Below are 26,397 nucleotides of genomic sequence, written 5' to 3' on the forward strand. Positions count from 1 at the left end.
TCCTCTAGGTTGACAGGTATCTAATCAGCGTGCAACTGTCTGATTCGACAGACGTCGAGACAGTGTCTCCTGGGCCGAGACCGGAACGGAGCCCGCAGATGACCGACCTGACCACACGCCCGATGACCGCCACCGACGCCGACCGCGTCCTGACGATCTACCAGGCGGGCCTCGACGGCGGCGATGCCAGCTTCGAGATCACCGCGCCGACCTGGAAGGCGTTCGACGCCACCCGGTTGCCCGCGCACCGCTTCGTGGTCGTGGACGGCGGCGGCACCATCCTCGGCTGGGTCGCGGTCACCCCGACATCGAGCCGCCCGGTCTACGCCGGGGTGGTCGAGCACTCCGTCTACGTCGACCCGGCGGCCCAGGGGCGCGGGGTCGGCCGGGTGCTGCTCGACGCGCTGATCACCTCGACCGAGGCGGCCGGCATCTGGACCATCCAGTCCGGGATCTTCCCGGAGAACACCGGCAGCCTGGCCCTGCACCGGAGGGTCGGGTTCCGTGTCATAGGCGTCCGGGAGCGGATCGGCCGCCACCACGACCGCTGGCGCGACGTCGTCCTGCTCGAACGCCGCAGCCCCACCATCACCTGACAAGGAGTCACCCGATGAACGCCCCGCACAGCCTTCCCGTCGTTGTCGTCGGCGCCGGCCCGACCGGCCTGGCCGCCGCCGCCCACCTGCACGAACGCGGCCTGCCCTTCGTCGTCCTGGAAGCCGGCGACACCCCGGGCGCCGCCGTCGCCAAGTGGGGGCACGTGCGGGTCTTCTCGCCCTGGCGCTACAACATCGACCCGGCCGCCCGCCGGATGCTCGACGACGCCGGCTGGGTCGCCCCCGATCCGGAGGCTCTGCCGACCGGGGCGGAGCTGGTCCGCGCGTACCTTCGGCCGCTCGCGGAGCTGCCCCCGCTCACGCCGCACGTCCGCTACGGCGCCCGGGTCCAGGCGATCAGCCGCCTCGGCCTCGACCGGCTGCGCACCGCCGGCCGCGACACCACGCCGTTCCTGGTCCGCCTCGCCGACGGCGACGAGCTGCTGGCCCGCGCCGTGATCGACGCCTCCGGCACCTGGGGCACCCCGAACGTCCTCGGCGCGTCCGGCCTGCCCGCCCGGGGCGAGACCGACGTCGCCGCGTACCTCGAACACGCCCTGCCCGACGTGCTCGGCGCCGACCGGGACCGCTTCGCCGGGCGCCACACGCTCGTCGTGGGCGCCGGTCACTCGGCGGCGAACACGCTGCTGTCCCTGGCGGAACTGGCCGCCGCCGAGCCCGGCACCGAGGTGACCTGGGCGATCCGCACCGCCTCGCCCGCGCGGACGTACGGCGGTGGGGACGCCGACGCCCTGCCGGCGCGCGGCGCTCTCGGCGCGCGGCTGCGGGCGCACGTCGACGCGGGCCGGGTCCGGCTGCTCACCGGCTTCTGGGTGCACGCCCTCACGCCTGTCGACGGGCGCGTCCGGGTGGTCGTCCGGCACGCCGACGGCGGCGAGGAGTCGGTGCTCGTGGACCGCGTCGTCGCGGCCACCGGCTTCCGCCCGGACCACTCGATCACCGCCGAGCTGCGGTTGGACCTGGACCCGGTGCTGGGCGCGACCCGCGCGCTCGCCCCGCTCATCGACCCGAATGAGCACTCCTGTGGCACCGTGCCTCCGCACGGCGTCGACGAGCTCAGCCACCCGGAGGTGGGCTACTACGCCGTCGGGATGAAGTCCTACGGTCGGGCGCCGACGTTCCTCATGGCCACCGGCTACGAGCAGGTCCGCTCGGTCGTCGCCGCCCTCGCCGGAGACTGGGCCGCCGCCCGCGACGTCCGGCTCGACCTGCCCGAGACCGGCGTGTGCAGCAGCAACGCCGCCGACCCGGTGAGCGGCGACAGTTGCTGCGGCCCGACGCCGGTCGCCGAGCCGGCCGGCCGTGGGCTGGCCACCGGCGTCTCCGGCGGGCTACTCAGCCTCGTCGCCGTCGACACCGCGTCCGCCGGCGGCTGCTGCGCCAGCTGACCACCCGTGCCGAAGGCGTCCGCCGGCACCCGGGGCCGCCGTCGTCACCGTCGGCCGGCGCAGGCGACACAGGTACGCGCCGACGGGCGGGCGGCGAGCCGCTCGGCGGGAATCGGGCGCAGGCAGCGCTCGCAGACGCCGTAGGTGCCGGCGTCGACGCGGCTCAGGGCCACGTCCAGCTCGGTCAGGCGTCGGCGTGCCGCATCCAGGACGGCGCTGAGTTGCGCCCGCTCGAACGCGACAGTGCTGCCCTCGGGGTCGTGTTCGTCGTCGGCGTTGGAGGACCGGGACGCTTCGAAGAGGCTCCGCAGATCGTCCTCCAGCGCGGCGGCCTGAGCCGCGGTCTCGTCGCGTCGGCGCAGAAGGTCCGCACGGATCGCGCGGGAATCGGTGTCCATGGCGGTTCCACCGTACGCGGCGCGCGGACCCGCACACGTCTACATGAAGTTGCGGGTGTGCAGGGCGGAGAGCGCGGCCGCCTCGTCCGGTCGGAAACCCAGCCGGACGAGGCGGCGCTGGCGGCCCTGGTCCATCGCCTGTTGCAGCGCGCGCACGTGCGCGAAGCCGGCGGCCACGTCATCGGGGTTCCACCCGCCCGCCGCGAGCACCACCAACGCGTCGAAGACGTCCGCGTTGAGGCCCGCGGTGTCGGCCAACGCGTCGTGACGGCGGTGGATCGCGGCACGTAGTCGGTCCCGCAGCAGCGGGTCGACGGTCGCCTGGTGCTCCAGGTGGGCCATGCCGAACACCACGTGCCGACGCTCGTCCTGCATCGCCAACCAGCAGATCCGCCGGGTCACCGGATCGGGCGCGTGCCGCACCAGGAACCCGAGCAGGTCGACGAAGCTGCCCTCGCCCAGCACGGAGAGCAGGAACGACGCCAGGGCGAAATCGGACTCGGCGACGAGCGTGAACAGCGACTGCCGGCCACCCGCCGAGGAGGTGCCCAACTCCGCGCCGCGCAGCAGCGCCCGCCGGCTGAAGACCTCCATGTGCCGGGCCTCGTCGGCCACCTGCACCGCGAGGAGCTGCACCACCTCCCGGAAGTGCGGGTGGATGCGGCCGATGAACCGGGCCGGTACGACGAGAGCCGCCTGCTCGTTCTCGACCAGGTAGGTCATGACCTGCACCACCGCGGCCTCGACGTCCGCCGGCAGCGCGAACGTGTCGTCCCACGGCACCGCCGTCTGCGGGTCCCACTGCCGCGCGGCGGCCTGCGCGTACAGGGTGGGGGCGATGTCGGCCCACACCAGGTCGCGGTCGTCCAGGTCGAACCGGGCCTCGGGCCCGCCGGCCTCCAGCAGCGCGCCACGGGCGCCGAGCCCCCACCGCGGCGGTGGGCGACTGTGCAGTGCCGCGGGCAGGGGCGGCCCGGCCCGCTCCGCGCCGAACCAGCGGTCGTCGTCGGCGGTGCCCCGGACGACGACCGCCACCAGGCGACTCCGGTGCGCGGGATCGGGCCACTCGACCCGGTGACCCCGGCTTCGGCACCATGCCGGCAGGTGCACGCCCAGCGCCGCGTCGGTGCCGGAGACCGCCACCCGGCCGCCGGGCGGCAACCCGGCCAGGGCGCGCTGCACCAGCAGGTGCGCGCCACGGTCGAAGCCGAGGCCGCCGAGATCGATCTCGACGTCGGCGGTCACGGTCGGTAGTCCGGGGCGGTCACCCGCCCGTCGGGGGCGTAGAACCCGCTCGCGTCGACCGCCTCGGCGAGGGCGGCGTACCCCGTCGTGCGGCCGTCCTGCCAGGCCGTCAGGCCCTCCAGGTCGAGCAGCGGTCGCACCTGCGGGTCGGCGTACGACATGCCGCGCAGCAGGTCGCCGAAGAGCCGGACCCCGTCGGACGCCGGCTCGCGCACAGTCATGTTGCAGTGGTCGTACCGCCCGGTCTGCGCGACGATCCGGGTGCCCTCGGGCGGCAGCGTGCCCTCCTGGACGAACAACAGGTGGTTCGCGTCGATCATGCAGGCGGCGTCGACCTCCCCGGCGGCCAGGGCGCGGGCGGCGTCACGTTCGCCGCCGATGTGGTCACCGTGCAGGCCGACACCGACGTCGAACCGGCGCACGTCGACCTGGACGCCGGCCGCGGCGAGGTGGCCGAGCGGAATGAGCGTCGCCTGTGGACTGTCCACCGCGCCGGTGCCCACCAGCCTGCCGGCGAGGTCCTCGACCCGGTGTACCGGCGAGTCGGCGCGCACCACCACGACGGAGGTGAGGTCCCGGTCGGTGTCGCGCATCGTGAGCGCGTGCACGGCGCCGCCGCCGGCCGTGGCCAACCGGTCGGCGCGCAGCCAGGCGAGCGGGGAGTTCCAGGCCGCGTCGATGCGGCCGGCGACCAGGTCGTCGACCTGCCGCTCGTAGTGCGAGTAGAGGACGAAGTCGAAATCCAGGCCGCGCCCGCGCAGCCAGGCCCGGAAGCCCTCCCAGATGGTGACGACCTTCGGGTCGTACGCGACAGCGCCCATCAGGACCGACGGCGCCGGCATCAGCGGTTGCCCTCGTCGAGCAGCGGCAGGCCGGTGGCGACGCGGCCCACGAAGTCGTGCAGGGCGTCCGTGGTCGGTGCCATCACCCGGGCGGCTCGGGAGTCGCGGAATCGGCGTTCCAGGCCCAACTCCTTGCGGAAGGCGCTGCCACCGCAGAGCCGCATCGCGCCGTCGGTGACGTCCGCGACCGTCTCGCCGGCCAGGGCCTTGACCTGGAGCACGCGCAGCGTCGCGTCGTCCCGGCCGGTCTCCAGCGCGGTGAGGGTGTCGCCGAGGAAGGCGCGCAGGGCGTGGGTGCGGATCGTCAACTGGGCGAAGTCGCGTCGGGCGACGGGCGCGTCACGAAGCGCCGCGCCGGTGTGCGTGAGCGTGGTGCCGGTGAGGTGTCGACCCGCCTCGGCGACCGCGCTGTCGGCGAGGCCGAGACAGAACGCCGCGTTGAGCACCAGGAACCAGGGGAGTACGGCGCCGAGCGCGATGTCGAGGCCGGCGCCGTCGGTGCCCAGCATCGCGTCGGCGGGGAGCACCACGCCGTCGGCCGTCATCGGCCGGGAACCGTTGCCGCGCAGGCCGAGCCCGTCGAAGTCACCGGCGACGCGGAGCCCGGCGCTGTCGGCGGGAACGAGCCACAGCGTCATCGGCCCGGCCCCCGGTGTCAGCGGAAGACTCGACCAGACGTAGCTGTCGGCCTCGTCCGCCGAGGTGACCCAGCTCTTGCGGGCGTCGAGTCGCACCGCGTCGTCACCGGACGTCGTCGCGGAGCCGGTGGGCGACCAGAAGTGACTGCGGGAGCCGAACTCGGAGAAGGCAAGCGTGGTCAGGTGACGGCCGGCGGCGATGGCCGTGCGGACCTCGCGTGGGCCGTGCGCCTCGACGACCGCTGTCGCCGCGTAGTGCATGAGAACCACCATCGCCGTGGACCCGCACTCGGCGGCCAGCCGTTCGATGACGTCGGCGACGACGCGCACGCCCTGGGCGCCCCCACCGACCTCGGTCGCGCTGGCCAGGCCGAGCAGTCCGGCGGCGGCGAGGGCGTCGACGCCCTCGCGGGGAAACGCGCCGTCGCGGTCGACGGTCCCCGCCCGCGGGCGGATCACGTCCTCGATCACGGGCGTGAGTCTGGTCAGGACCTCGGTGCGGGACTGGACACTGTCGACACTTGCCGTCATGCGCGGTGCCCCTTCAGTCGGACCGGCGGGACCGCCATCGAGACTAGCCGATCAAATCCTCATGATCGAGAGTGTGGTTTCACCGGCGGGGGCGGGTGTCCCCGTGGTGCGGCCGGCCGTGCGGGTCCTCCCGGTCGATCCGCAGCTCCCGCTCCAACTCGGCGATGACCGCCCGCAGGTCGTCCAGCCGCTGGGTGAGCGCGATGCGGTCCACCTCGTCGGGCGCACCGTCGCCGTCGGAGTCGTAGTCGGGGGCCAACCGCTCGGTCATCTCCAGGCGGCGGGCCTCCTCCATCGAGTTGACGATGACCGCGATGAGGATGTTGAGCAGGAGGTTGACGGTGATCACCACGTAGCTGACGTAGTAGAGCAGCGTCCACGGCGAGATGGCCAGGCCCTGCTCGATGAGGTCCGGCAGTGTCTCCAGCGAGAGCAGCACGAACAACGTCAGCAGCGACCGGCCGATGTCGCCGTACTCGTCCGGGTACCGGTCGCCGAAGATCAGCCAGCCGGCCATTCCGTAGACGTACAGCGTCACCACGGCCAGGGCCAGGAACCCCGTGACGCCGGGCAGGCTGCGCCACAGCGCGGAGACGATGGTCCGCAGGCCCGGCGAGAAGCGCACCAGCCGGACCATCCGGGCGACCCGCACCACGCGCAGCAGCGCCGAGTCGCCGTGCAGGCCCGGAACGAAGATGGCCGCGATCACGACGAAGTCGAAGACGTTCCAGCCGTGCCGGAAGAAGTCCTGTGGACGTCGACCGTAGGCCGCCAGCCGGATGCCGATCTCGACGACGAAGACGGCGCGGAAGAGCGCCTCCAGCCCGTGCAGCGCCCGGGTCGCGGGGACCAGACCGTCGTACGTCTCCAGACCGAGGACGATCCCGTTGGCGAGGATGACGACGACGATGCCGATCTCGAACGGGCGGGACCGGGCGAGGCGTGCGCAGGCGTCGGCCAGCGCGGGCCGGCCGGGTCCGGGTGTGGACGGTGCACGGCGCTGCGCGGGCGCGGGTGGTCCGCTCATCCGGCGGCCGACCGGTTGGCGCGCGCCGAGGCCGTCGCGGGGGCCCACCTCCGGTCGTCGTGGTGGCGGCGCGGAGGCATGCCACCACCCTAGCCAAGATCAAGGATGCGGGGACGGCCGTGCACCCGAACAGCGAACAGTGTTTGCTGTTTAGAGTGGATCGGTGAGCGACACACCCGGGAGACCCGGCGACCGCGACGCCAGCAGGCAGCCGATCTGGGCCAGACCCGAACGGGGCGCCCGTGGCCCCGCTCCGACGCACAGCCGGGACGCCATCGTCACGGCCGCCGTCGCCCTGGCCGATGCCGAGGGACTCGCCGCGGTGTCGATGCGCGCCGTCGCCGCCGCGCTCGGCACCGGCGCCGGATCGCTCTACCGGTACCTGTCGTCCCGCGACGACCTGCTGGACCTGATGACCGACCGGGTGGTGGCGGAGCTGCGGCCGTACCCGCCGGCGGGCGACGACTGGCTCGACGAGATGCTGCTGGTGGCCCGCCAGCAGTTGGCGCTCCACCGCGCCCACCCGTGGCTGATCGAGGTGATCCAACGGCCGTCCGGCGTCGGCCCCGAGAGCCTGGCCTGGTTCGACAACTGCATCCGGATCCTGCAACCCGTGCGCTGTGCCGTCACCGCCAAGTTCGAGGCGATCGCCATGCTGACCGGCGTGGTGAGCCTGTTCGCCCGCACCGAGGCCGCCGCCGGGTCGGCGAGCTTCGCGGGCGCCGATCTCGCCGCGTACCCGCACCTGGTCGCGGCGTTCCGCCAGCCCTCGCCGCCGGCGCCCCGGACGGACCTCTTCGAGCGGACGCTGCGCAGTCTGTTGACCGGCCTGCTCGCCGCGTCGCCCGAGGTGGGCTGACCCGGGGCGTACCCCGAGGTGGTCCCGACCGGTCGACGTCGCGCCGGGCGGGCGACGCGGACGTACCCCCGTCACCCGCCCGACGGGTCGCGGCGGTCAGGCCCGCGCGGCCCGGATGGCGTCGCGCAGCGGCGTGCCGGGCCGGCCGATCAACCGGCTGAGGTCGTCGCTGTCGGTGGCCAGCTCGCCGATGGCGATCGAGTGGTCGAGCGCGGCGACGAACCCCGCGGTGCCGGCGTCGAGCCCGACGTTCTCCAGCGCCGAGGCCAGCTCGGCGGCCGACAGATCGCGGTGGACGATAGTCGTGCCGGTCACCTCGGTGACGGCGTCGGCCAGCTCGTCGAAGGTGAACGCGGTGCCGCCCAACTCGTAGACGGTGTTGCCGTCCTCGTCCCGGGTCAGCGCCGCCGCGGCGGCGGTCGCGTAGTCGATCCGTGCGGCGGCGGAGACCTTGCTGCCGCCGGTGGCGCCGAGGATGGTGCCGCTCTGCAGGTATTGCGGCAGTTGGTCGGTGTAGTTCTCGGTGTACCAGCCGTTGCGCAGCACCGTGTGGGGCAGGCCCGACGCGGCCAGGATCTCCTCGGTGGCCTTGTGCTCCGGGGCGAGCGGGTTGGTGGTCGTGTCCGCCTTCAGGATGCTTGTGTAGACGAGGCGCTCGACCCCGGCGAGCGCGGCGGCCTCGATGACGGCGGTGTGCTGGGCGGTCCGCTGCCCGGGAGTGTCGCCGGAGATGAGCAGCAGGCGGCGGACGAGGGCCACGGCGCCCGGCAGCGTCGACGGGTCGTCGTAGTCGGCCCGGCGGATCTCGACCCCGCGTGCGGCCAGGTCGGCGGCCTTCTCCGGACTGCGGACGATGGCGGCGATCTCGGTGGCGGGCACGCCGGTGTCGAGCAGTTGCTCGATCACCAGGCGGCCCAGCCGGCCGGTGGCACCGGTGACGGCGTACGTGGGCATGGGGACCTCCGAGCATCGATGACGAAAGGTAAGCACTTACTAATCTACAGCACTAGTGGTCGGGTAAGCCTCGGGTAGGCTGGTGCGGTGAGCGACATGCCGGTCCAGGACCCGGAGGGGCCTACCCAGGACCTCGTCAGCGATGTCTTCGCGCGCGGCTGCACCTCCCGCGCGGCCTTCGAGGACGTCACCTCGAAGTGGGCCTCGCTCGTCCTGCTCGCGCTCGGTGAGGGCCGCTACCGGTTCAACGCGCTGCGACGGCGCGTCGACGGGGTCAGCGAGCGGATGCTCTCCCAGACCCTGCAGACCCTCGAACGCGACGGCATGCTCACCCGCGAGGTGCTCACGGCGATCCCGCCCCGCGTCGAATACTCCCTGACGCCCCTCGGCGCCCGGGTCGCCGAGCAGTTGCGCGGCCTCGCGGACCTGCTGGAAGCCTCGGTGCCCGAGCTGCAGACCGCCCGCGCACGCGAGCGGGACTAGGCAGTGTCTTCAAAGGATCTTGGTATCGGATGATGTAGCGCGTGGGTCGTCGCTACGAGTTGTCTGACGTCGAGTGGGAAGCCCTGTCCAGGTATCTGCCGTCGGCGGTGACGGGTGGTCGGCCGCGGGTCGATGACCGGCGGGTGCTCAACGGGATCGTGTGGAAGGTCCGGGCCGGGGCAGCGTGGCGGGACGTGCCCACCCGTTACGGGTCCTGGCAGTCGATCTACACCCGTTTCCGCAGGTGGGCCCTGGACGGGACGTTCGAGCGGATGCTGGCCGGAGTGCAGGCCGACGCGGACGCGGCCGGTGACATCGACTGGCTGGTGTCGGTCGACTCGACCATCGTGCGAGCCCACCAGCACGCTGCAGGCGCTAAAGGGGGCGCCGAGAAACGGACGAACCACAAGATCACGCCCTCGGCCGATCTCGAGGTGGACTGACCACCAAGATTCACCTCGCCTGCGACGGCCTGGGTCGGCCCCTGGCCTTCGTGCTCTCCGGCGGCAACGTCAACGACTGCACCCGCTTCACCCAGGTCCTCACCCGCATCCGTGTCGAGCGTTCAGGCCCCGGCCGGCCCCGCGTCCGCCCGGAGCACGTCATCGCCGACAAGGGCTACAGCTCCAAGGCCATCCGCGCCGGCCTACGCCGACGAGGCATCCCACACACGATCCCCGAACGCGCTGATCAGCAGGCCAACCGCCGCCGGCGAGGCAGCCGCGGCGGCCGGCCACCAGCGTTCGACAAGCAGCTCTACAAGCGGCGCAACGTCGTCGAACGGTGCTTCAACCGGCTCAAGCAATGCCGCAGCTTGGCCACCCGATACGACAAGACAGCAACGTCATACCGGGCCACCGTCACCATCGCCGCGCTACTCCAATGGTTATGAACCTTTGAAGACACGGCCTAGGGCCGCGCCCGGGCCTCGGGGCCGGCCTGCGGCGGACCCGGACACACACCCTCGATCGGCGGTCGCGCCCGGCCAGCGGTCAGGCGTTGAGCGTCTCGCGCGGCGGCACCCCGTAGCTGGCGTGGTACCGGGCGGTGAATCTGCTGTGGCTGGCGAACCCCCATCGACTGGCGATCGCCGAGACGGTCTCCTGTCGAGGGTCGGCGCGCACCAGGTCGTGGTGGGCCCGATCGAGCCGGATCCGCCGCAGGTACGCCATCGGGGTGGTGCCGAGGTGGCGGCGGAAGGCGAGTTGCACCGCGCGCTGGGAGACCGCGGCGGCGCCGGCGATGTCGGCGGCGCTGATGTCCCGGTCCGCGTTCTCCTCCATGAAGGCGACGGCGCGGCGCAGGGTGGCAGTGCTGGCGTCGCGGCGGTCCTCGACGGTCTCGTCGGTGAACGCCGTGTTCGGAAAGATCGCGAGCGCCGCCGCGGCGAGCATCCGCGCGGCGTTGCCGATCACCAACGGCTGGGCGCTGGCGTTCGGGATGCTCGCCACGACGTCGCTGACGTAACTGGTGGTCCGCTGCCACTGCCGGGCGAGCAGTGGATTGACGCCGCCGAGGTCGGTGAACCGGATCTGGCCGGGCCTGCGAGCCGTGGCAGCTGTCGCCACCTGCGTCAGCACCCCGACGTCCAGGACGCAGAGTTCCACCTCGCCGGGTTCCCACCGCAGGTGGAACGGCTCACCGGGACGGGTGACGAGAAAGGCGTCGCCGGGGCCGAAGAGGTGGGTCGACCCCTCGCTGGCGCGGCTGATCCCGGCGGTGCGGGTGCGGCAGACGACCAGTCCGTCCATCTGGCCCACCTGGATGTCGAGATGGGCGGTCTGCCGGGTCGTGGCGAGGGCGAACGGCCCGGTGTCGACGCGCTGGTGGACGAGGTGGTATCCGGCCTCGCCGGCGCGGATCCGCAGGTCCGGGGTGTACGTGCTGGCCAGGAAGCGGTGGATGGCTGCCGGGTCGCGGCTGTCGAACCCTCGGGTCTGCACTGGTGACGTCATCCGCTGTCTCCGTCCGGGAGGAAACCGCCGGATGGGGAGACCAGGGCCGGCAGTGTGGTCGGGACGTGTCCGGGCGCACGCGCCGCTGATCGCGGCACGTTGCTGACCGGTGGTACGGCGGTGGTGGCGGCCTCCTCGGGGCCGCCCGCGATCGGGCGGCCGGAGAAGGATCCAGTGGACCTCGGGTGTTGGCGCAGGGACGGGTGGCAACCGGTCGAGCGGTGTCGAGGTGGGCGGAACTCTAAGCATTCCCAACAAAGCGCATATCCATTGATGGGAATTCCACCATACGGTAGTCGGCGGTGTGCTGTCGGCGATACGCCAAGATGGCGAGCCGACTTCGCTTTTTGGCTATCGCGCGCCGCGATTCTGCGCTTGCTGTCCTAGTCGTCCCGGCGGCCGCAACGAAATCTTGTTCATGATCCCCGGGCGTCGTCGGCGTCCGGACCGCTGCCGGAGATCCGGCCAGCAGGCGGAGGTGAGGCGTTGGACAGTACCGATCCGGAGCGCGTCGTTCGGCTGGCGGTGGCCGAGGCGCTGGCGCGGGTGGCGGACGAGGACAGCCTGGGACTGGGCGAGGGTGACGCGCTGGTGAGCCTCGGCGCCGCCCTGCGGACGGTGTTGCGCCGTGCGCTCGACGACCGGGTGCCGCTGACCACGCCCGAGTTCGTCGACCTGTGCCGCGACCTGCGGCTCAACCGTGACTCCTTCGACCTGTTGGGGCACTACCTGCTCACGGCGTTGCTGGCTCACCACGTGGGGCCGGACGCCCTGGTCCGCGTCGGGGCGCTCCTCGGCACCGTCCGGCGCTACCTGCCGGCCCCCAGGCCACCCGCGCTGCGCAACAGTGGCCCGGAGCCCCGCCGACGCGACGTGCGCGCGGACAACAGTGTCGTGGGCCGGTACCGGCGCACGAAGCTGCCCGAGCACCTGCCCAGTCCGCCGAGCTGGACCTGCACCGGATGCGGCCGCGAATGGCCCTGCGCGACCAAGCAGAGCCAACTGCTCGCCGAGTTCGGCGGGGCGCGCGCCGCCCTCGCCGTCTATCTCGGCTCGTGCCTCGTCGCCGCCGCCCAGGACCTGCCGACGCTGCCCCTGCCGCGAGCACGACTCCGCTTCCTGGGCTGGCTGCCACGCGCCCGGATCTGACGACGACGCGCCGCCCTGGACACTAGGCAGACGCACATCGATGCGATGGAATGTCCTCCACGCGTCGTACCCGGGAGGACACCGATGTCGACCGCCCGACCCCGCGCACGGATCGCCACCGTCCTGGCCAGCCTGCTGGTCGCGGCGCTCGCCGCCGCCCCGGCCGTCGCCTCGCCGACGGCCGCCCCGGCCGCCCGACACCGCCCGGCTCCGCCGCACGTCGTCGGCACCGGGACGGTCCCCGCCTACTCCTACGCCGACGCGATCCGGGAGAGCGTCTGGGTCGAGACCCGCGCCGACAGCGACGGCGACGGCGTGCGCGACCGGGTGGCGGTGGACGTCGTCCGACCCCGGGAGGCGGCCGCCGCCGGGGTCCGCGTGCCGGTCATCATGGAAGCCTCGCCCTACTACCTCTGCTGCGGTCGGGGCAACGAGGGTGAGCTCAAGACGTACGACGCGGCGGGCGTCATCGCCAAGGTGCCGCTCTTCTACGACAACTACTTCGTCCCGCGCGGATACGCCTTCGTCGCCGTCGACCTCGCCGGCACCGCCCGCTCGACAGGCTGCGAGGACGTCGGCGGGCCGGTCGAGGTGGGCAGTGCCACGGCGGTGGTGGACTGGCTCAACGGCCGGGCCCGCGCCTTCACTGGCGACGGTCGACAGGTGGACGCCGGCTGGAGCACCGGTCGGGTCGGCATGATCGGCAAGTCGTGGGACGGCTCGGTCGCCAACGGGGTCGCCGCCACCGGCGTGCCGGGCCTGGCCACCATCGTGCCGATCTCGGCGATCTCCAGCTGGTACGACTACATGCGCTACCGGGGGATGGTGACCGCCGCCGACTATCCCGGCTACCTGCACGAGGCAGTCAACGGCCGCCCGGAGGAGGTCTGCGCGCAGGTGCTGGCCCGGCTGCGCGCGGACAGCGCGGAGGAGACCGGGAACTACAACGGGTTCTGGGCGCAGCGCGACTACCGGCCCGCGGCCGACCGGGTCCGGGCCAGCGTCTTCGCGGCACACGGCCTCAACGACCTGAACGTCACCACCAACCAGTTCGCCGACTGGTGGCAGGAGCTGGCCGAGCGGGGTGTGCCCCGCAAGCTGTGGCTGTCCCAGTCCGGCCACCAGGACCCGTTCGACGTGCGACGCGCCGAGTGGGTGGCCGCCCTGCACCGCTGGTTCGACTACTGGTTGCAGGGGCTGCCCAACGGGGTGTTGGACGAGCCACGGGTCGACCTGCAGACCGCGCCGCACACGTGGACGACGCAGCGCGACTGGCCCGCCCCCGGCACCCGGGACGTCCGCGTGCCCCTCGGCGTCGGTGACGGCGTGACCGGCACCCTGGGTGGGCGCGGCGCGCGGCCCGGCCAGGAGCAGGCGTACGTCGACGAGTCGTTGACCGAGGAGGAGGTGACCGCCGAGCCCAACACCGCGACCGCCGGCCGGTTGGTCTTCCTCTCCGGCGCGCTGCGCACTCCACTGCGGATCTCCGGCAGCCCGTCGGTGCGGCTACGGATCCGGGTGGACCGGCCGACCACCGAACTGAGCGTCCGGCTGGTCGACTACGGCACCGCCGAGCGAGTCAGCTTCGGGGGAGTGCGGACGCTGGACACCGAGTCCTGCTGGGGAGCGTCCACCGACGTCGACGACGCCTGTTACCGCGACACCGAGGAGATCACCGAGGTCTCCGACCACGCGGTGCTGACCCGGGGCTGGCTGGACGCCGCGCACCACCGCACACTGCGGTTCACCACGCCGCTGCGGCCGGACCGGTCGTACGGGGTGACCGTGGCGTTGAGCGCGTACGACGCGGTGGTGCCGGCCGGGCACGTCCTCGGCCTGGTGCTCGGCCAGAGCGACCCGGAGTTCACCGAGACCGACGACCAGGACGCGACAGTCCGGGTCGACCTCGGCCGCAGCGAGCTGATCCTTCCGGTCACCGGAAGGGCCGAGCTGCCCCCCGTCGACGTCGCGCCGTCGGTACCCGCCGCGCCGGGCCAGCCGTCGTCGGCCAGGTCGGCCCGCGACCCGCGACAGCGGCCCTGACCCTTCGCCGGCGGTCGGTCCGACGGCACGCCCCGCTGTCGCGGCGTGACCCACCGCCGCGTCTCGCCGCGCCTTCAACGGGCTCTGCCAGGGTGTTCATCGTGCGCCCGCCCGTCGTACGACAGGCGTTCACCCACCTCTTCGAGGCTTCTTGATCGAAAGAGCATTCGCTTGATCGAGGAGAGGCTCTCACGTGAGAGACAAGCAAGCCGAAGAGGTCGAGCACGCGCAGCTGTCGCGGCGCAAGCTGGTCAAGTACGCCGGCGTCGGCGCGACGCTGGCCGCGGCCAGCCCGCTCGTGGGCGCCGGCGCGGCGTGGGCCGACGAGGAGCGCCGACCCGGCGACGACACGAGCGACCGGGGCAACGCCAGGAACCGGTCCTGGCGCGCCGGGGACCACCACGTGCACTCCGAGTACAGCGGCGAGTTCGACACCACGAAGAGCCCGATCGTGTTCCACAAGGGCGCGGACGCGGTCTACCCGATCGTCACCAACGCGATCATGGCCAAGAACTTCGGTCTGACCTGGGCGATGTGCACCGACCACGGTGGACCGACGCACTCGAAGGTGAACATCGAGCAGGCGTACCCCGACCTGCTGCGCTCGCGCAAGCTGGTCCCCGAGGTGCTCCAGTTCTGGGGCATGGAGTTCGACGCGCCCTCGCTGGACCACCACACGCTGATGATCCCGCGTCACGACGACGAGGCGAAGCAGCTCTTCGAGCTGGAGAGCCGGTTCGCCAAGTACGACGCGTTCCCCACCGACCCGGCCCGCGACACCGAGGCCAGGATGGTGGAGTTCCTCAAGGTCGCCCGGGGCATGCCGCACAAGCCGCTGGTCATCGCCCACCACGCCTCCCGCTCGGCCACCGGCCTCGGCGTCTACGGCCAGGACACGCCGCGGGAGTTCCGCAACGGCAACAACGCCGCACCGGACGTCTACATCGGCTTCGAGGGCGCGCCCGGCCACCAGGCCGGACCGCTCAACGGCGGCAAGCGCGGCGGGTACGGCAACCACCCCACCTACGGTGGCTTCGACCAGATGACCGCGCGGGTCGGTGGGCTCTGGGACTCGCTGCTCGGCGAGGGCCGGCGCTGGTGGATCACCGCGACGTCGGACTCGCACGTGCACTGGTCGCGCGGTGGCTCGGACTTCTGGCCCGGCGAGTACAGCAAGACCTACGTGCACGCCCGCCAGGACTACGGCGACATCATGGACGGCCTGCGCAACGGCCGGATCTGGGTGACCACCGGTGACCTGATCCGCAGCCTCGACGTGACCGCCACGTCCCAGGGGCGGACGGCCGAGGTCGGCCAGACCATCACGGTCAGCCGCCGCAGCCGCACCGATGTCGAGATCGAGATCAGGTTCCGCCCGCTGGACGGTGTCAACGGCAACGGGGTCCGTCCCGAGGTCCGTCGGGTGGACCTGATCGTCGGCCAGATCACCGGACCGAGCGCCAACCTGGACGCCGACACCAACCCCACCACGACTGTGGCGGCCCGGTTCGGTCCGCGGGACTGGCGTCGCCAGGGCGCCGACTACGTCATCAGGCACACCCTGCGCAACGTCGAGGCCGACACCTACGCGCGGGTGCGCGGCACTAGCACCGACGAGGCCGAGCCGCTCGCCGACGGGCTGGAGAGCCCGTGGGACGACCTGTGGTTCTACTCGAACCCGGTGTTCGTGCACGTGCGCTGACCCGTCGCCGCAGCGACACGGCGGGCCCGCCGGCACCCCTCGACGCACCACGGTCGGGGAGGGGCCGGCGGGCCCGCGCCGTTGCGTCCGGCCTCTCGCCGGTCGAGCGTCAGCTCAGTCGTCGCTGCCGCGGCGCGGTCGGGCGGCGCGGGGCCGAGCGCGCTCGGACGGCGCGCCCGGCTGACCCGGCGCCGGCGCGGCGGGCTCCGGCCGCACCTCGGCCACCGCCTGGCAGAGATCGCGCAGGGGGTCGATCGCCTGGGTCGAGCAGGCGACCCGTTGCAGCAGGGCCCGCAGGGTCGCCGACTCGGTAGGCGTGAGCGCCCCCAGCAGGTGCGCCTCGACCTGCCGCAGCGCCGCGCGCCGCTGCTCCCAGGCCACCCGCCCGGCGTCGGTGACGTCCACCAGCCGGCTGCGCCGGTCGGCCGGATCCGCTCGCCGGGCCACGAACCCGGGACGTTCGAGGTCGTCGATCAGGTACGTGAGCACCGTCCGGTCGATGCCCAGCTCCTCGGCGATCGCGCCCTGGTTGCGGGCCGGCCCGGTGGCCGCGGCGGTGAGCACCTGGTAGCCGCGCGGGCCGCCGGGGAAATCGGCCAGGGTGTGCTCGGCCGCCCGGACGTAACCCCGGAAGACGATTCCCAGCATCCAGCCCAGGTCGTCGTCGAGGGGATCGGGCCGGTCCGGCCGGTCACTGGCACCCGTCATGCCCCGACAATAGCGCAGCACGACCGACCTTGTTGGCAACAGATGTTCTGTCTGACATAAGGTTGAGGTCACGGCGCATCGTCCGACGCGTCACGATGGGAGGCTCGCACCATGAGCGACTACGGCCACGACCTGGTCTTCGGATCGTTCACCACGCCCGGCAGCGACGATCCGGACCGCACGGTCGGCCTCGCGGTCCTGGCCGAGCAGGTCGGGCTGGACCTGGTCACCTTCCAGGACCACCCGTACCAGCCGCGGTTTCTGGACACCTGGACGCTGCTGAGCTTCGTCGCGGCGCGGACGGACCGGGTGCACCTGTCGGCGAACGTCACCAACCTGCCGCTGCGCCCGCCCGCCGTGCTCGCCCGCAGCGTCGCCAGCCTCGACCTGCTCAGCGGTGGCCGGGTCGCGCTGGGTCTCGGCGCGGGAGCGTTCTGGGACGCCATCGAGGCGATGGGCGGCCGGCGGCTGACCCCCGGGCAGGGCGTGCGGGCGCTGGAGGAGGCCGTCGACGTCATCCGGCAGATGTGGGACGCCCAGGCGCGCGGTGGCGTACGGGTCGACGGCGAGTTCCATCGGGTGGTCGGCGCCAAGCGCGGTCCCGCGCCCGCCCACGCGGTGCCGATCTGGCTCGGGGCGTACAAGCCGCGCATGCTCGCGCTCACCGGTCGCCGGGCCGACGGCTGGCTGCCGTCACTGGACTACCTCCAGCCCGGTGACCTGGCCCGGGGCAACAAGATCATCGATGACGCGGCGCAGGAGGCCGGCCGCTCGCCCGGCGACGTCCGCCGGCTGCTCAACATCTCCGGCACCTTCTCGCCGGCAGGGGGCGGCCGGTTGCACGGGCCCGCCGAGCAGTGGGTGCGGGAGCTGGTCGAGTTGGCACTGAGCGACGGCGTCGGCACGTTCATCCTCGCCAGTGACGACCCCGACGACCTGCGACGGTTCGCCGGCGAGGTGGCCCCTGCCGTGCGCGAACTGGTCGCGGCCGAACGCGACAGTGGCGCCCCGTCGGCGCGTACTCCTGGCGAGCCCGTGGTGGCCGCGGCGCCGGCGGCGGTCGTCGCGCCCCCCGCGCGGCCGGCCCGCGCGAGGGTGACCGGCGGGGCCTTCGCCGTGGTGCCGACGCCGGACGACGGCCGGCGGCTCAGCGACCGGCAGGTCTGGGACGAGTCCGCCCGTCCCACCGGGCCCGCGCCCGACCCGACGCGCACCTACACGGCACACGAGCAGGCCAACGGTCACCACCTCGTGCAGGTGCACGACGGCCTGCGCGGCGAGCTGGCCCAGATCCACGACCTGATCGAGCAGGTCGCGGCGGGCGAGATCGACGCCGGCACGGCCCGATCGCACATCAACACGATGACCATGCGGCAGAACCGGTGGACGCTCGGCGCCTACTGCGAGTCCTACTGCCGCATCGTCACCACCCACCACACCATCGAGGACCAGGCACTCTTCCCGCGGCTGCGGCAGGCCGACCCGCGGCTGCGGCCGGTCGTCGACCGGCTGGAGCAGGAACACCACGTCATCCACGAGGTGTTGGAGGGCGTCGACAAGGCGCTTGTCGCGTACGTCGGAGCGCCGGACGGCCTGGCCGAGCTGCGCGCCGCGGTGAACCTGCTGACCGACGCCCTGCTGTCGCACCTCAGCTACGAGGAGCGTGAGCTGGTCGAGCCGCTGGCCCGCCTGGGGGTGAGCTGACCGGCTTGCCCCGACGAACCTGAGAGACTACTTTCGAAACATGTCTCTCACTAATCCGTACGGGGATTTCGAGATCACCGAACCGCAGGCGCTGCGGGCGCTGGCGCATCCCGTCCGGTTGGCCATCCTCGACCGGCTCCAGCGGCACGGCCCGGCCACGGCCACCGGGCTGTCGTCGCACGTCGGCGCCACGCCCTCGGTGGTCAGCTGGCACCTGCGCCACCTGGCGACGTTCGGCCTGGTCACCGACGCCGACGGCGCCACCAGCAAGCGGGAGCGGTGGTGGCAGGCGGCCGCCCGGGGGTTCCGCTTCTCGCTGCCCGACGACGCCGAGGGGCAGGCCGCGGGACGGCAGCTCCGCGGCGAGATGTTCGCCCGGACCGCGGAGACGCCACAGCAGTGGCTGCTGCACGACGAGCCCCGCCTGGACGCCGAGTGGCGCGGGCTCGCCGGGGTGGCCGACACCAGCTTCGTCGCGACGCCCGACGAGCTGCGGCACCTGGAAGAGGCGATCGAGGAGCTGATCGCCCCGTACGTGCGTCGCAAGGACGACGACACGAAGCCGGCCGGCGCGCAGATCGTCCGGATGCTGCGCTACCTGCTGCCCGAGCCGGCCGACGACACGTCCGCGTCATGACCGCCGTCGACGCCCCGCCCGCACCGGCGCTGCACGGCGACCGGCGGTTCCGCACCTTCTGGATCGGTCAGACGATCTCGGCGTTCGGCGACCGGATCAGCGAGCTGGCCCTGCCGCTGATCGCCGTCTCCCTGCTCGCCGCGACGCCAGTGCAGGTGAGCGTCCTCACCGCGCTGATCTGGCTGCCCAACCTGCTGGGCCTGTTCCTCGGCGCCTGGGTGGACCAGCGCACCCACAAGCGTCGACTCCTGATCCTCGCCGACCTGGCCCGCGCGGCCGTGCTGCTCAGCCTGCCCGTGGCCTACCTGTTCGGGGCGATCACCCTCACCCAGCTCTACCTGGTGGCACTGCTCAGCGGTGCCGGGGCCGTCCTGTTCACCCTGGGACAGCAGGCGTTCTTCGTCGCCCTGGTGCCACGATCGGCGTACGTGGACGCGAACAGCAAACTCAGCCTGAGCCGGTCCCTCTCGTTCATCGCCGGTCCGGCCGTGGGCGGTGGACTCGTCCAGGCGCTCAGCGCGCCGGTGGCGATCCTCGTCGACGCGGTGTCCTTCCTCGCCTCCGCGCTGCTGCTGCGTCGCATCCCGGTCACCGAAGCACCTCCGCCTCCCCGGCGGACGTCCACTCTCGGCCTGGTCCGCGACGGCCTGGGGCTGGTGCTGCGCCACCCGGTGCTGCGCGCCGCGCTCGGCTGCACCACCACAGTCAACTTCTTCACCTTCATCGCCGCCGCGCTGCTGGTGCTCTACGCCAACCGTGAACTCCATCTCTCGCCCGGCGCCATCGGCGTCGCGTTCGGCGTCGGCGCGCTCGGCGGACTGGCCGGCGCGGCCCTGGCGCCCCGCCTGTCGCGGGCCATCGGACTGGGCCGGACCGCGATGATCGGCGTGGTGGTCTTTCCCGCGCCGCTGGCGTTGACGGCGTTGATCGCCGGCCCGACCTGGGCGAAGGTGGCCATGCTGGCGGCCATCGAGATGGTGTCCAGCCTCGGTGTGATGCTGATGGACGTCAACCTCAACGCCCTGCTCATGGCCGTGACGCCCGACGACGCGCGCGGTCGTCGAGCCGGCGCGTACAGCGCCGTCAACTACGGCATCCGGCCACTCGGCGCGCTTGTCGGCGGCGCGCTGGGCACCACCCTCGGGCTGCGGCCGGCCCTGGTCGTCGCCGGGGTGGGCGGCGTGCTCGCCGTGCTGTGGCTGCTCGCGTCCCCGGTACGCCACATCACGACCCTCGACGACCCCGCGACCTGACCTGCCGGCCGGCTCGCCCGGACCGTGGACGCCCGGGCGAGCGTCGGCCGGTCAGCCGATCTCGTCGGCCAGCAGCCGGGCCAACTCGGCCGGCTGGGAGAACATCGGCCAGTGGCCGGTGGCCATCCTGACCAGCCGCCAGTGCTCGCTCGTCAGCAGCGCGGCCACTGTGTCGTTGGGCTCCGGCCCGTCGAGCAGGCACTTGACGTACGTCGTCGGCAGCTCGCCCAGCGGACGCGCCAGCACGGCCGGCTCGGTAAGCGTGGCCCCCGGGTGCGGCGTCGCGCCCTTGACCAGCCGGGCGGTCTGCTCGTCGGTGAGCCCCTGGCCGTCGAATTCGGCCGCGTCGGGCGGCGGCCAGTCGCCGCCGTTGTCGGCGAGCACCGACTCGAACGCCGCCCGACCCTGCCACCAACCGGACGCGAACGACAGGCCGTCGACCGGCACCTCCGCATCGACGTACACCACCCGGGCCAACCGGTCGCCGAGCCGCGTGGCGGCCTGACCCACGGGGATGCCCGAGTAGCTGTGCCCGACCAGCACCACGTCGCGCAGGTCGCGCCGCTCGATCTCGCCGACGATCTCCTGCACGTGGGTCTGCTGCCCGGCGGGCACACCCTGTCGCTCGGCGAGACCGGAGAGGGTCAGGGGAACGGTCTGGTGCCCAACGGCCCGCAGCCCCGGCACCACCTCGTCCCACGCCCACGACCCCAGCCACGCACCCGCCACCAGCACCACATCAGCCATGGCCGAACCCTAGTGCCGACCTCCGACAGGCTCGCTCGTCAGGGCCAGGTGCGGGCCTGGGCGTCGAACACCTCGGGCGGACTCTCCACCGGCAGCACGCAGAGCAGGTGCCCGCCGGGCGCCCGCAGGATCCGACACTCCAACCACTGCGACACCTCGGTGGCGCCCAGACCGACCAGCCGAGCGGTCTCGGCCGCCACGTCGTCGGTCTCGATGTCGAGGTGGTAGCGCGGCGCGTCGTCGACGGCCTGGATCGCGGTGACCAGGCCCGGCAACGCCTCGTGCAGGCCGACGAACTGCGGCTCGGCCGGATGGGACCGGGTGCCCACGCCGAGCGCCGCCGACCAGAACTCCGCCGCCCGCGCGGCCTCCGCCTCGGGCGCGTCGATCAGCAACGCGTACACACGGCTTCGATGCATGCGAGGCAGGATATCGAGGACGCCCGTCCGCCGCCCGTCGTGCCGCGGCGCGTAGGTGGCGGTGCGCGGTATCCCCAGCCGGCCACGCCGGAACGCCGGCCTCGCCGGGTGCGCTCAGGCGGGCCTGTCGACCAGGGCGGCGAGCCGCTTGGGCGCCTGCACGCAGTAACTCTCGGTGAGCAGCTCGCCGACCTCGGCCCAGTCGGTGGCCTCGTCCAGGATCATGCCCAGCACGTTCGGGCTCCAGTCCGGCTTGTAGAAGGGGTGCCCGCCGCTGAGGAGGCCGGCGATCTCGTCGAGCGGCGACCGGAAGACCAGCAGGCAGGCCGGCCGGGCGAGCGCTGCGGCGCGCGCGAGCACCGCCTGCCGCTCGGGATCGACGGTGAGCACGTGGGCGAAGGTGCGCCGGCGGATCCGCCAACGGATGCCCACCCAGGCCGGCTCCTCGTAGGTCTCTGGCAGCCCGCGGCAGATCGGGCGCAGCCGGTCGAGAACCTCGGGGTCGACGTCTCCGGGTGCGGTCACGGGCAGGGACGCTAGCCGACGCGTACGACAATGACGTCCGCCGACGGGCGGCGGTGGTGTGCTCCCGATCCATCGGTCAGGATGGTCGAGGCGACGCCGGTCCGCCGCCCCCGAACCGACACACCCCAGCCCCGCCGAGGAGTTCCGTGCCGTCCACCCTGCTCTCCCGCCGTGACCTCGACTTCCTGCTGCACGACTGGCTGCGGGTGTCGCAGCTCGTCGAGCGTCCCCGCTACGCCGAGCACTCCCGGGAGACCTTCGACGACGCCCTGGACCTCGCCGAGCGGGTCGCCACCGAGCAGTTCGCCCCGCACAACCGGGCCGCCGACCTCGCCGAACCGACGTTCGACGGGCAGCGGGTGCAGTTGATCCCGCAGGTACGCGCGGCGTTGGAGAGCTTCGCCGAGACGGGACTGCTCACCGCCGGGCTGGACGAATCGGTCGGCGGTCTGCAACTGCCGCAGGCCGTCGCCGCCGCCTGCTTCGCCTGGTTCCAGGCGGCCAACGTGGCCACCTCGGCGTACCCGATGCTGACCCTGGGCAACGCGAAGCTGTTGCTGGCGCACGGCAGCGCCGAGCAGGTCGACACGTACGTGCGACCCATGCTGGAGGGTCGGTTCTTCGGCACCATGTGCCTGTCCGAGCCGCAGGCCGGCAGCTCACTGGCCGACATCACCACGCGGGCCGAGCCGCAGCCGGACGGCACGTACCGCCTGTTCGGCACCAAGATGTGGATCTCCGGCGGTGACCACGAGCTGGCCGAGAACATCGTCCACCTGGTGTTGGCGCGGATTCCCGGCGGGCCGCCCGGCGTGAAGGGCATCTCCCTGTTCGTCGTGCCCAAGGTGCTCGTCGGGCCGGACGGGTCGCTCGGGGACCGCAACGACGTGGTGCTCGTCGGGCTCAACCACAAGATGGGCTTCCGCGGGACCACCAACACCCTGCTCAGCTTCGGCGACGGCGGGCACGAGCCCGGCGGCCGGCCCGGCGCGGTGGGCCACCTCGTCGGTGCGCCGCACCAGGGGCTCGCCCAGATGTTCCACATGATGAACGGTGCCCGGATCGGTGTGGGCGCCGGCGCCATGGCGCTGGGCTACACCGGCTATCTCAAGAGCCTGGCGTACGCCCGCGAGCGGCCGCAGGGCCGGCCGGTCGACGCGAAGGACCCGGCCGCGCCGCAGGTGCCGATCATCGACCATCCGGACGTACGACGGATGCTGCTCGCGCAGAAGAGCTACGTGGAGGGTGCCCTGGCCCTGGTGCTCTACTGCGCCCGGCTGCTCGACGAGGAGCAGACCGCGCCGGAGCAGACCGACCGGGAGCGGGCGCACCTGCTGCTGGACGTGCTCACCCCGATCACCAAGAGCTGGCCGTCGCAGTGGTGTCTGGCCGCCAACGACCTGGCGATCCAGGTGCTCGGCGGTGCCGGCTACACCCGGGACCACGACGTCGAGCAGCACTACCGGGACAACCGGCTCAACCCGATCCACGAGGGCACCCACGGCATTCAGGCGCTGGACCTGCTGGGGCGCAAGATGACCATGCGCGACGGCGCGGGCCTGCTCCTGCTCACCGAGACGATGGGGGACACCGTCGCCCGGGGCCGTAAGGCCGGCGGGGAGGCCGCCGAGCTGGCCGACCGGCTGGCCGACGCGGTGGACCGGATCACCACTGTCACCCGCCGCCTCTGGGCCGGCGGTGACCCGGCGCTCGCCCTGGCCAACGCAAGCGTCTACCTGGAGGCGGTCGGGCACGTGGTGATCGCGTGGATGTGGTTGGAGCAGGTGCTGGCGCTGCCGCCGCAGGAGGGCGGCGATGCCTTCCACGCGGGCAAGCGGCAGGCCGCCCGCTACTTCTTCAGCGTCGAGCTGCCCCGCACGGGTCCGCAGTTCGACCTGCTGGACAGCCTCGACCGGACCACGCTCGACATGCGCGCGGACTGGTTCTGAGGGGGCGGGTCGTCACCGTCGGCGGGTCTGGTGGTGCATGGCCTGCCGTCCCTTGACCACACCCAGGATGATCACGATCACCAGCGCGATCAGACCGATGATGATCAGCCAGCGGACCGCCTCGAGGATCAGCCCGAGCAGAATCAGCACGCCGGCGACCACGCCGACGACCCAGAGCATGGCGCGCATCTCGACCTCCACAGGACGGGCCGCGTGCGGATACGCGAACCCTCGCCTCCCCTTCCCGATCCCGCCGACCCCAAACGGGCACTGCGGCCTCCGCGATCCTGCGCTTGTTGTCCGCGCGAACCGGGACCCGACGCGAAGCGCAGGATCTGCGGGATCAGCGGCGGGCCACGTAGACGGTGTTGGCGGACCGGCCGCCGGTCAGGGGGTTGGCGAAGGGCACGACGTGCGCCCGGACGGTCGCGAACACCTCGGTGAGCGCCGCCGTGAACCCGTCGTCCGGCGGGTCGTCCGACCAGAGCGCGAAGACGCCCTCCGGGCGCAGCAGCGCGGCGAGCCGGCGCAGCCCGTCCGGCGCGTAGAAGGGAGCGTGGCTGGGGTGCAGGACGTTGCGCGGCGAGTGGTCGACGTCGAGCAGGACGGCGTCGAACCGCCGCCCGGGCGACTCGGCGTCGAAGCCGTCGCCGGCCACCGCGGCGAAGAAGTCGGCCCGCGCGAACCGGGTCCGCGGGTCCTCGGCGAGCCCGGCCGCGAACGGCAGCAGCCCGCGCCGGTGCCAGTCGATGACGTCCTCGATGGCCTCCACGACGAGAAGTGACCGCACCCGCGGGTCGGCCAGCGCGGTGCACGCGGTGTAGCCCAGTCCGAGGCCGCCGACCACGACGTCGAGGACGTCACCGGTCAGTTCGGCCAGGCCCAGCCGCGCCAGCTCGATCTCCGCGACGGGGAAGAGGCTGGACATCAGGTACTCGTCGTCGAGCTTGACCTCGTACACCTCGACCTGGAGGGCCGGATCGCGGCGCCGCCGCAGGCTGATCGCGCCGATCGGGGTCTCCCGCCAGGCCAGCTCCTCGAAACGCGCGCCCACGGATGCCCTCTCGCCGCCGGATTCGTCCCCGGATGGTACCGCTCGGGGCCGGGACCGCCACGCAGGGTCCACGGGACATCGACGCAGCGCATATCCTGTGGCCCGGTCGAACCAGCGGAAGGGACCTCATGCCGTCGCGGCAGGATCAGCTGCACTCCTACCAGTTCAGCGTCCAGCGGGCGGTCGCCGCTCTGGTGATGCGCGAGACCGACCCGGCTCAGTCGCCGTTTCGGCGGCTGGCGGGCGCGGGCCTGGCCAGCGTCCTCGTCGCGGTGATCGGGCTCGGTGGCTTCGCGCTCTACGGCCTGTTCGCCGGCGGCGGCACGGGATGGCGCGACCCGGGCGCGGTGATCGTGGAGAAGGAGTCCGGTGCCCGCTTCGTCTACCGCGAACAGAAGCTGCACCCGGTGCTCAACTACGCGTCGGCGTTGCTGATCGTCGGCGCGGACCGGTCGAAGACCGTGCTGGTGTCCCGGCGGTCGATCGACGGCGTGCCGCGCGGCCTGCCGCTGGGCATCGCCGACGCGCCGGACTCGCTGCCCGCACCGGGCCGGTTGGCGACGGCGGCCTGGACGGTCTGCTCGACGGCCGGCGGCGAGGAGCCCCGCTCCGCGCTGCTCATCGGCACCGAGCCCGACGGCGGTCAGCCGCTGGGCGACGACGCCCTGCTGCTGCGCCACCCGGACGGCAGCCTGCACCTCGTGTGGCACCAGCACCGGTACCTGGTCCGCGATCCCAACCGGGTGCTGGCCGCGCTGGCCACCACCCGGGCCCGGTCGGTGCCGGTCGCGCCCGCCCTGCTCAACGCGCTCCCCGCCGGCGTCGACCTGGCCCCGCCGGCGCTGCCCGGCGAGGGCCGGCCCTCCACCCGGGTGTCCGGCGCCACGATCGGTCAGGTCTACGTGGTGCGCAACTCCGGCGGCGGTCGGCAGTACGCGGTGGCGCTCGACGGCGGGCTGGCCGGGATCACCGAGTTGCAGGCCGGGCTGTTGCTGGCCCGCACCGGGCAGGGGGAGTCCGAACCGATGACGCTGGGTCGGTTCGCCGCGCTGCCCACGATGTCCGACCTCGCCCCGAGCGGCCCGACCGCGCCGCCGCCCGTACCGCCCCGGCTCGCCGGTTCCGACGACGCGGCGATCTGCGCCCGGGTCGGGGACGACGGCGGCACGGGCGAGGTGCTGCGGGGCGTACGACTGCCGGACCTGGCGGCCGTCCCACGGACCGCGCCGACCGGCGGCGCGGCGCTTGCCGACCACGTGGTGGTGCAGCCGGGCGGCGGTGCGGTGGTCGAGGCCGCCGCGGCGCCCGGGGCGTCCGGAGGCGCGGTGTCCGTGATCACCGACCTGGGCCGGCGGTACGTGCTGGCCGACCGGGAGGTGTTGGCGATGCTCGGCTACCGCGACGTGCGGCCGGTGCGGCTTCCCGCCGGCCTGGTCAGCCTCGTGCCGGCCGGCGCCACCCTGGACCCGGCCGCCGCCCGGGCCGTCGCCGCCCCGTCCTGACGCCGGCTGGTCTGCCGGTCGGCCGTGCGCCCGGCCGCCTGTCAATCGGGTGTCGTCTGCCGGCGGCG

Annotated in this window: 25 protein-coding genes and 1 pseudogene; 13 read left to right on the plus strand and 13 right to left on the minus strand. The window is 73.0% G+C overall.

Translation table 11 applies throughout. From position 1 onward, the window contains the following. Window positions 1-98: 98 nt before the first annotated feature. Together MILUP08_RS15385 and MILUP08_RS15390 are read left to right on the plus strand one after the other, a co-directional pair. Window positions 99-596: a GNAT family N-acetyltransferase gene (locus MILUP08_RS15385; RefSeq protein WP_007459220.1), complete on the plus strand. Its 498-nt coding sequence runs from the start codon at window positions 99-101 to the stop codon at window positions 594-596. Between the two features lie 14 nt (window positions 597-610). Next, a complete protein-coding gene (locus MILUP08_RS15390) occupies window positions 611-2,005 on the plus strand; it encodes an FAD-dependent oxidoreductase (protein WP_007459222.1) in 1,395 nt (464 codons plus the stop codon). A gap of 44 nt (window positions 2,006-2,049) precedes the next feature. On the opposite strand, the gene MILUP08_RS15395 is transcribed toward MILUP08_RS15390, so the two are convergent. From MILUP08_RS15395 to MILUP08_RS15415, 5 genes are all read right to left on the minus strand, one after another. Then, the gene (locus MILUP08_RS15395) at window positions 2,050-2,403 is read right to left on the minus strand and encodes a TraR/DksA family transcriptional regulator (RefSeq protein WP_007459224.1); all 354 of its coding nucleotides are present in this window, start codon (window positions 2,401-2,403) and stop codon (window positions 2,050-2,052) included. Between the two features lie 39 nt (window positions 2,404-2,442). After that, entirely contained in the window at window positions 2,443-3,648 is a 1,206-nt protein-coding gene (locus MILUP08_RS15400; RefSeq protein WP_007459227.1) for a hypothetical protein, read from the minus strand. Next, window positions 3,645-4,490 (minus strand): phosphate/phosphite/phosphonate ABC transporter substrate-binding protein, encoded by an 846-nt coding sequence (locus tag MILUP08_RS15405; protein ID WP_007459229.1) that lies wholly within the window; start codon window positions 4,488-4,490, stop codon window positions 3,645-3,647. Before MILUP08_RS15405 ends, MILUP08_RS15400 begins: the two co-directional genes overlap by 4 nt. Next, window positions 4,490-5,659, minus strand: coding sequence for an acyl-CoA dehydrogenase family protein (locus MILUP08_RS15410; protein WP_007459231.1), 1,170 nt, complete (start codon window positions 5,657-5,659; stop codon window positions 4,490-4,492). Before MILUP08_RS15410 ends, MILUP08_RS15405 begins: the two co-directional genes overlap by 1 nt. A 79-nt stretch (window positions 5,660-5,738) precedes the next feature. After that, entirely contained in the window at window positions 5,739-6,686 is a 948-nt protein-coding gene (locus tag MILUP08_RS15415) for an ion transporter (RefSeq protein ID WP_007459233.1), read from the minus strand. A 163-nt stretch (window positions 6,687-6,849) separates the two neighbouring features. Between MILUP08_RS15415 and MILUP08_RS15420 the strand changes: the two genes are divergently transcribed. Further along, the gene (locus MILUP08_RS15420; RefSeq protein WP_007459234.1) at window positions 6,850-7,545 is read left to right on the plus strand and encodes a TetR/AcrR family transcriptional regulator; all 696 of its coding nucleotides are present in this window, start codon (window positions 6,850-6,852) and stop codon (window positions 7,543-7,545) included. A 96-nt stretch (window positions 7,546-7,641) separates the two neighbouring features. On the opposite strand, the gene MILUP08_RS15425 is transcribed toward MILUP08_RS15420, so the two are convergent. Further along, window positions 7,642-8,499, minus strand: coding sequence for an SDR family oxidoreductase (locus tag MILUP08_RS15425; protein WP_007459235.1), 858 nt, complete (start codon window positions 8,497-8,499; stop codon window positions 7,642-7,644). A 96-nt stretch (window positions 8,500-8,595) separates the two neighbouring features. Between MILUP08_RS15425 and MILUP08_RS15430 the strand changes: the two genes are divergently transcribed. Together MILUP08_RS15430 and MILUP08_RS34605 are read left to right on the plus strand one after the other, a co-directional pair. Beyond that, window positions 8,596-8,982, plus strand: a complete 387-nt coding sequence (locus MILUP08_RS15430; RefSeq protein WP_039908094.1) for a winged helix-turn-helix transcriptional regulator — start codon at window positions 8,596-8,598, stop codon at window positions 8,980-8,982. Between the two features lie 41 nt (window positions 8,983-9,023). Continuing rightward, window positions 9,024-9,874 (plus strand): annotated as a pseudogene (locus MILUP08_RS34605) (IS5 family transposase). 100 nt (window positions 9,875-9,974) lie between these two features. On the opposite strand, the gene MILUP08_RS15445 reads toward MILUP08_RS34605, so the two are convergent. Continuing rightward, window positions 9,975-10,937 carry a helix-turn-helix transcriptional regulator gene (locus MILUP08_RS15445; protein WP_007459237.1) on the minus strand — a complete coding sequence of 321 codons (963 nt, stop codon included), beginning with the start codon at window positions 10,935-10,937 and terminating at the stop codon, window positions 9,975-9,977. A 486-nt stretch (window positions 10,938-11,423) separates the two neighbouring features. Between MILUP08_RS15445 and MILUP08_RS36690 the strand changes: the two genes are divergently transcribed. The 3 genes from MILUP08_RS36690 to MILUP08_RS15460 all read left to right on the plus strand — a co-directional run bounded on the left by MILUP08_RS36690 (window position 11,424) and on the right by MILUP08_RS15460 (window position 15,831). Continuing rightward, window positions 11,424-12,086, plus strand: a complete 663-nt coding sequence (locus MILUP08_RS36690; RefSeq protein ID WP_007459238.1) for a hypothetical protein — start codon at window positions 11,424-11,426, stop codon at window positions 12,084-12,086. An 84-nt stretch (window positions 12,087-12,170) separates the two neighbouring features. After that, a complete protein-coding gene (locus MILUP08_RS15455) occupies window positions 12,171-14,129 on the plus strand; it encodes a Xaa-Pro dipeptidyl-peptidase (protein ID WP_007459239.1) in 1,959 nt (652 codons plus the stop codon). Window positions 14,130-14,322: 193 nt separating this feature from the next. After that, window positions 14,323-15,831 carry a CehA/McbA family metallohydrolase domain-containing protein gene (locus MILUP08_RS15460; protein ID WP_007459240.1) on the plus strand — a complete coding sequence of 503 codons (1,509 nt, stop codon included), beginning with the start codon at window positions 14,323-14,325 and terminating at the stop codon, window positions 15,829-15,831. Between the two features lie 114 nt (window positions 15,832-15,945). On the opposite strand, the gene MILUP08_RS15465 is transcribed toward MILUP08_RS15460, so the two are convergent. Continuing rightward, complete coding sequence (locus MILUP08_RS15465; protein WP_039906060.1) at window positions 15,946-16,539, minus strand: MarR family winged helix-turn-helix transcriptional regulator; 594 nt, start codon at window positions 16,537-16,539, stop codon at window positions 15,946-15,948. Window positions 16,540-16,650: 111 nt separating this feature from the next. Between MILUP08_RS15465 and MILUP08_RS15470 the strand changes: the two genes are divergently transcribed. Genes MILUP08_RS15470 through MILUP08_RS15480 form a run of 3 tightly spaced genes read left to right on the plus strand, consistent with a single transcriptional unit; the run spans window position 16,651 to window position 20,133 of the window. Continuing rightward, on the plus strand, window positions 16,651-18,243 hold the full coding sequence (locus MILUP08_RS15470; protein ID WP_007459242.1) for an LLM class flavin-dependent oxidoreductase: 1,593 nt from the start codon (window positions 16,651-16,653) through the stop codon (window positions 18,241-18,243). A 40-nt stretch (window positions 18,244-18,283) separates the two neighbouring features. Then, window positions 18,284-18,880, plus strand: coding sequence for an ArsR/SmtB family transcription factor (locus tag MILUP08_RS15475; RefSeq protein WP_007459244.1), 597 nt, complete (start codon window positions 18,284-18,286; stop codon window positions 18,878-18,880). Beyond that, window positions 18,877-20,133: an MFS transporter gene (locus tag MILUP08_RS15480; RefSeq protein ID WP_007459246.1), complete on the plus strand. Its 1,257-nt coding sequence runs from the start codon at window positions 18,877-18,879 to the stop codon at window positions 20,131-20,133. Before MILUP08_RS15475 ends, MILUP08_RS15480 begins: the two co-directional genes overlap by 4 nt. Before the next feature lie 51 nt (window positions 20,134-20,184). On the opposite strand, the gene MILUP08_RS15485 is transcribed toward MILUP08_RS15480, so the two are convergent. From MILUP08_RS15485 to MILUP08_RS15495, 3 genes are all read right to left on the minus strand, one after another. Continuing rightward, complete coding sequence (locus tag MILUP08_RS15485) at window positions 20,185-20,880, minus strand: alpha/beta fold hydrolase (protein WP_007459248.1); 696 nt, start codon at window positions 20,878-20,880, stop codon at window positions 20,185-20,187. 38 nt (window positions 20,881-20,918) lie between these two features. Next, entirely contained in the window at window positions 20,919-21,299 is a 381-nt protein-coding gene (locus MILUP08_RS15490) for a VOC family protein (RefSeq protein ID WP_007459250.1), read from the minus strand. Window positions 21,300-21,413: 114 nt separating this feature from the next. After that, a complete protein-coding gene (locus MILUP08_RS15495; protein WP_007459252.1) occupies window positions 21,414-21,824 on the minus strand; it encodes an MmcQ/YjbR family DNA-binding protein in 411 nt (136 codons plus the stop codon). Window positions 21,825-21,970: 146 nt separating this feature from the next. Between MILUP08_RS15495 and MILUP08_RS15500 the strand changes: the two genes are divergently transcribed. Continuing rightward, window positions 21,971-23,773 (plus strand): acyl-CoA dehydrogenase, encoded by a 1,803-nt coding sequence (locus tag MILUP08_RS15500; protein WP_007459254.1) that lies wholly within the window; start codon window positions 21,971-21,973, stop codon window positions 23,771-23,773. Between the two features lie 12 nt (window positions 23,774-23,785). Here MILUP08_RS15500 and MILUP08_RS35935 read toward each other — a convergent pair whose 3' ends face one another. Then, window positions 23,786-23,962: a hypothetical protein gene (locus tag MILUP08_RS35935; protein WP_007459256.1), complete on the minus strand. Its 177-nt coding sequence runs from the start codon at window positions 23,960-23,962 to the stop codon at window positions 23,786-23,788. 154 nt (window positions 23,963-24,116) lie between these two features. Further along, complete coding sequence (locus MILUP08_RS15510) at window positions 24,117-24,827, minus strand: polyamine aminopropyltransferase (protein ID WP_007459258.1); 711 nt, start codon at window positions 24,825-24,827, stop codon at window positions 24,117-24,119. Window positions 24,828-24,955: 128 nt separating this feature from the next. On the opposite strand from MILUP08_RS15510, the gene eccB reads away from it, so the two are divergent. Beyond that, window positions 24,956-26,329 carry a type VII secretion protein EccB gene (gene eccB / locus MILUP08_RS15515; RefSeq protein WP_007459260.1) on the plus strand — a complete coding sequence of 458 codons (1,374 nt, stop codon included), beginning with the start codon at window positions 24,956-24,958 and terminating at the stop codon, window positions 26,327-26,329. Window positions 26,330-26,397: the final 68 nt, after the last annotated feature.

It is taken from the genome of Micromonospora lupini str. Lupac 08, from assembly GCF_000297395.2.
Lineage (GTDB): Bacteria > Actinomycetota > Actinomycetes > Mycobacteriales > Micromonosporaceae > Micromonospora > Micromonospora lupini.

What these genes read in the sequence shown, in the direction of transcription:
- MILUP08_RS15430 (WP_039908094.1), top strand. Translation starts at nt 8,596, where the DNA reads ATGCCGGTCCAGGACCCGGAGGGGCCTACCCAGGACCTCGTCAGCGAT.
- MILUP08_RS15470 (WP_007459242.1), top strand. Translation starts at nt 16,651, where the DNA reads ATGAGCGACTACGGCCACGACCTGGTCTTCGGATCGTTCACCACGCCC.
- MILUP08_RS15415 (WP_007459233.1), bottom strand. Translation starts at nt 6,686, where the DNA reads ATGAGCGGACCACCCGCGCCCGCGCAGCGCCGTGCACCGTCCACACCC.
- MILUP08_RS15455 (WP_007459239.1), top strand. Translation starts at nt 12,171, where the DNA reads ATGTCGACCGCCCGACCCCGCGCACGGATCGCCACCGTCCTGGCCAGC.
- MILUP08_RS15465 (WP_039906060.1), bottom strand. Translation starts at nt 16,539, where the DNA reads ATGACGGGTGCCAGTGACCGGCCGGACCGGCCCGATCCCCTCGACGAC.
- MILUP08_RS15390 (WP_007459222.1), top strand. Translation starts at nt 611, where the DNA reads ATGAACGCCCCGCACAGCCTTCCCGTCGTTGTCGTCGGCGCCGGCCCG.
- MILUP08_RS15405 (WP_007459229.1), bottom strand. Translation starts at nt 4,490, where the DNA reads ATGCCGGCGCCGTCGGTCCTGATGGGCGCTGTCGCGTACGACCCGAAG.
- MILUP08_RS15445 (WP_007459237.1), bottom strand. Translation starts at nt 10,937, where the DNA reads ATGACGTCACCAGTGCAGACCCGAGGGTTCGACAGCCGCGACCCGGCA.
- MILUP08_RS35935 (WP_007459256.1), bottom strand. Translation starts at nt 23,962, where the DNA reads ATGCGCGCCATGCTCTGGGTCGTCGGCGTGGTCGCCGGCGTGCTGATT.
- MILUP08_RS15410 (WP_007459231.1), bottom strand. Translation starts at nt 5,659, where the DNA reads ATGACGGCAAGTGTCGACAGTGTCCAGTCCCGCACCGAGGTCCTGACC.
- MILUP08_RS15425 (WP_007459235.1), bottom strand. Translation starts at nt 8,499, where the DNA reads ATGCCCACGTACGCCGTCACCGGTGCCACCGGCCGGCTGGGCCGCCTG.
- eccB (WP_007459260.1), top strand. Translation starts at nt 24,956, where the DNA reads ATGCCGTCGCGGCAGGATCAGCTGCACTCCTACCAGTTCAGCGTCCAG.
- MILUP08_RS15475 (WP_007459244.1), top strand. Translation starts at nt 18,284, where the DNA reads ATGTCTCTCACTAATCCGTACGGGGATTTCGAGATCACCGAACCGCAG.
- MILUP08_RS15385 (WP_007459220.1), top strand. Translation starts at nt 99, where the DNA reads ATGACCGACCTGACCACACGCCCGATGACCGCCACCGACGCCGACCGC.
- MILUP08_RS15480 (WP_007459246.1), top strand. Translation starts at nt 18,877, where the DNA reads ATGACCGCCGTCGACGCCCCGCCCGCACCGGCGCTGCACGGCGACCGG.
- MILUP08_RS15395 (WP_007459224.1), bottom strand. Translation starts at nt 2,403, where the DNA reads ATGGACACCGATTCCCGCGCGATCCGTGCGGACCTTCTGCGCCGACGC.
- MILUP08_RS15490 (WP_007459250.1), bottom strand. Translation starts at nt 21,299, where the DNA reads ATGCATCGAAGCCGTGTGTACGCGTTGCTGATCGACGCGCCCGAGGCG.
- MILUP08_RS15485 (WP_007459248.1), bottom strand. Translation starts at nt 20,880, where the DNA reads ATGGCTGATGTGGTGCTGGTGGCGGGTGCGTGGCTGGGGTCGTGGGCG.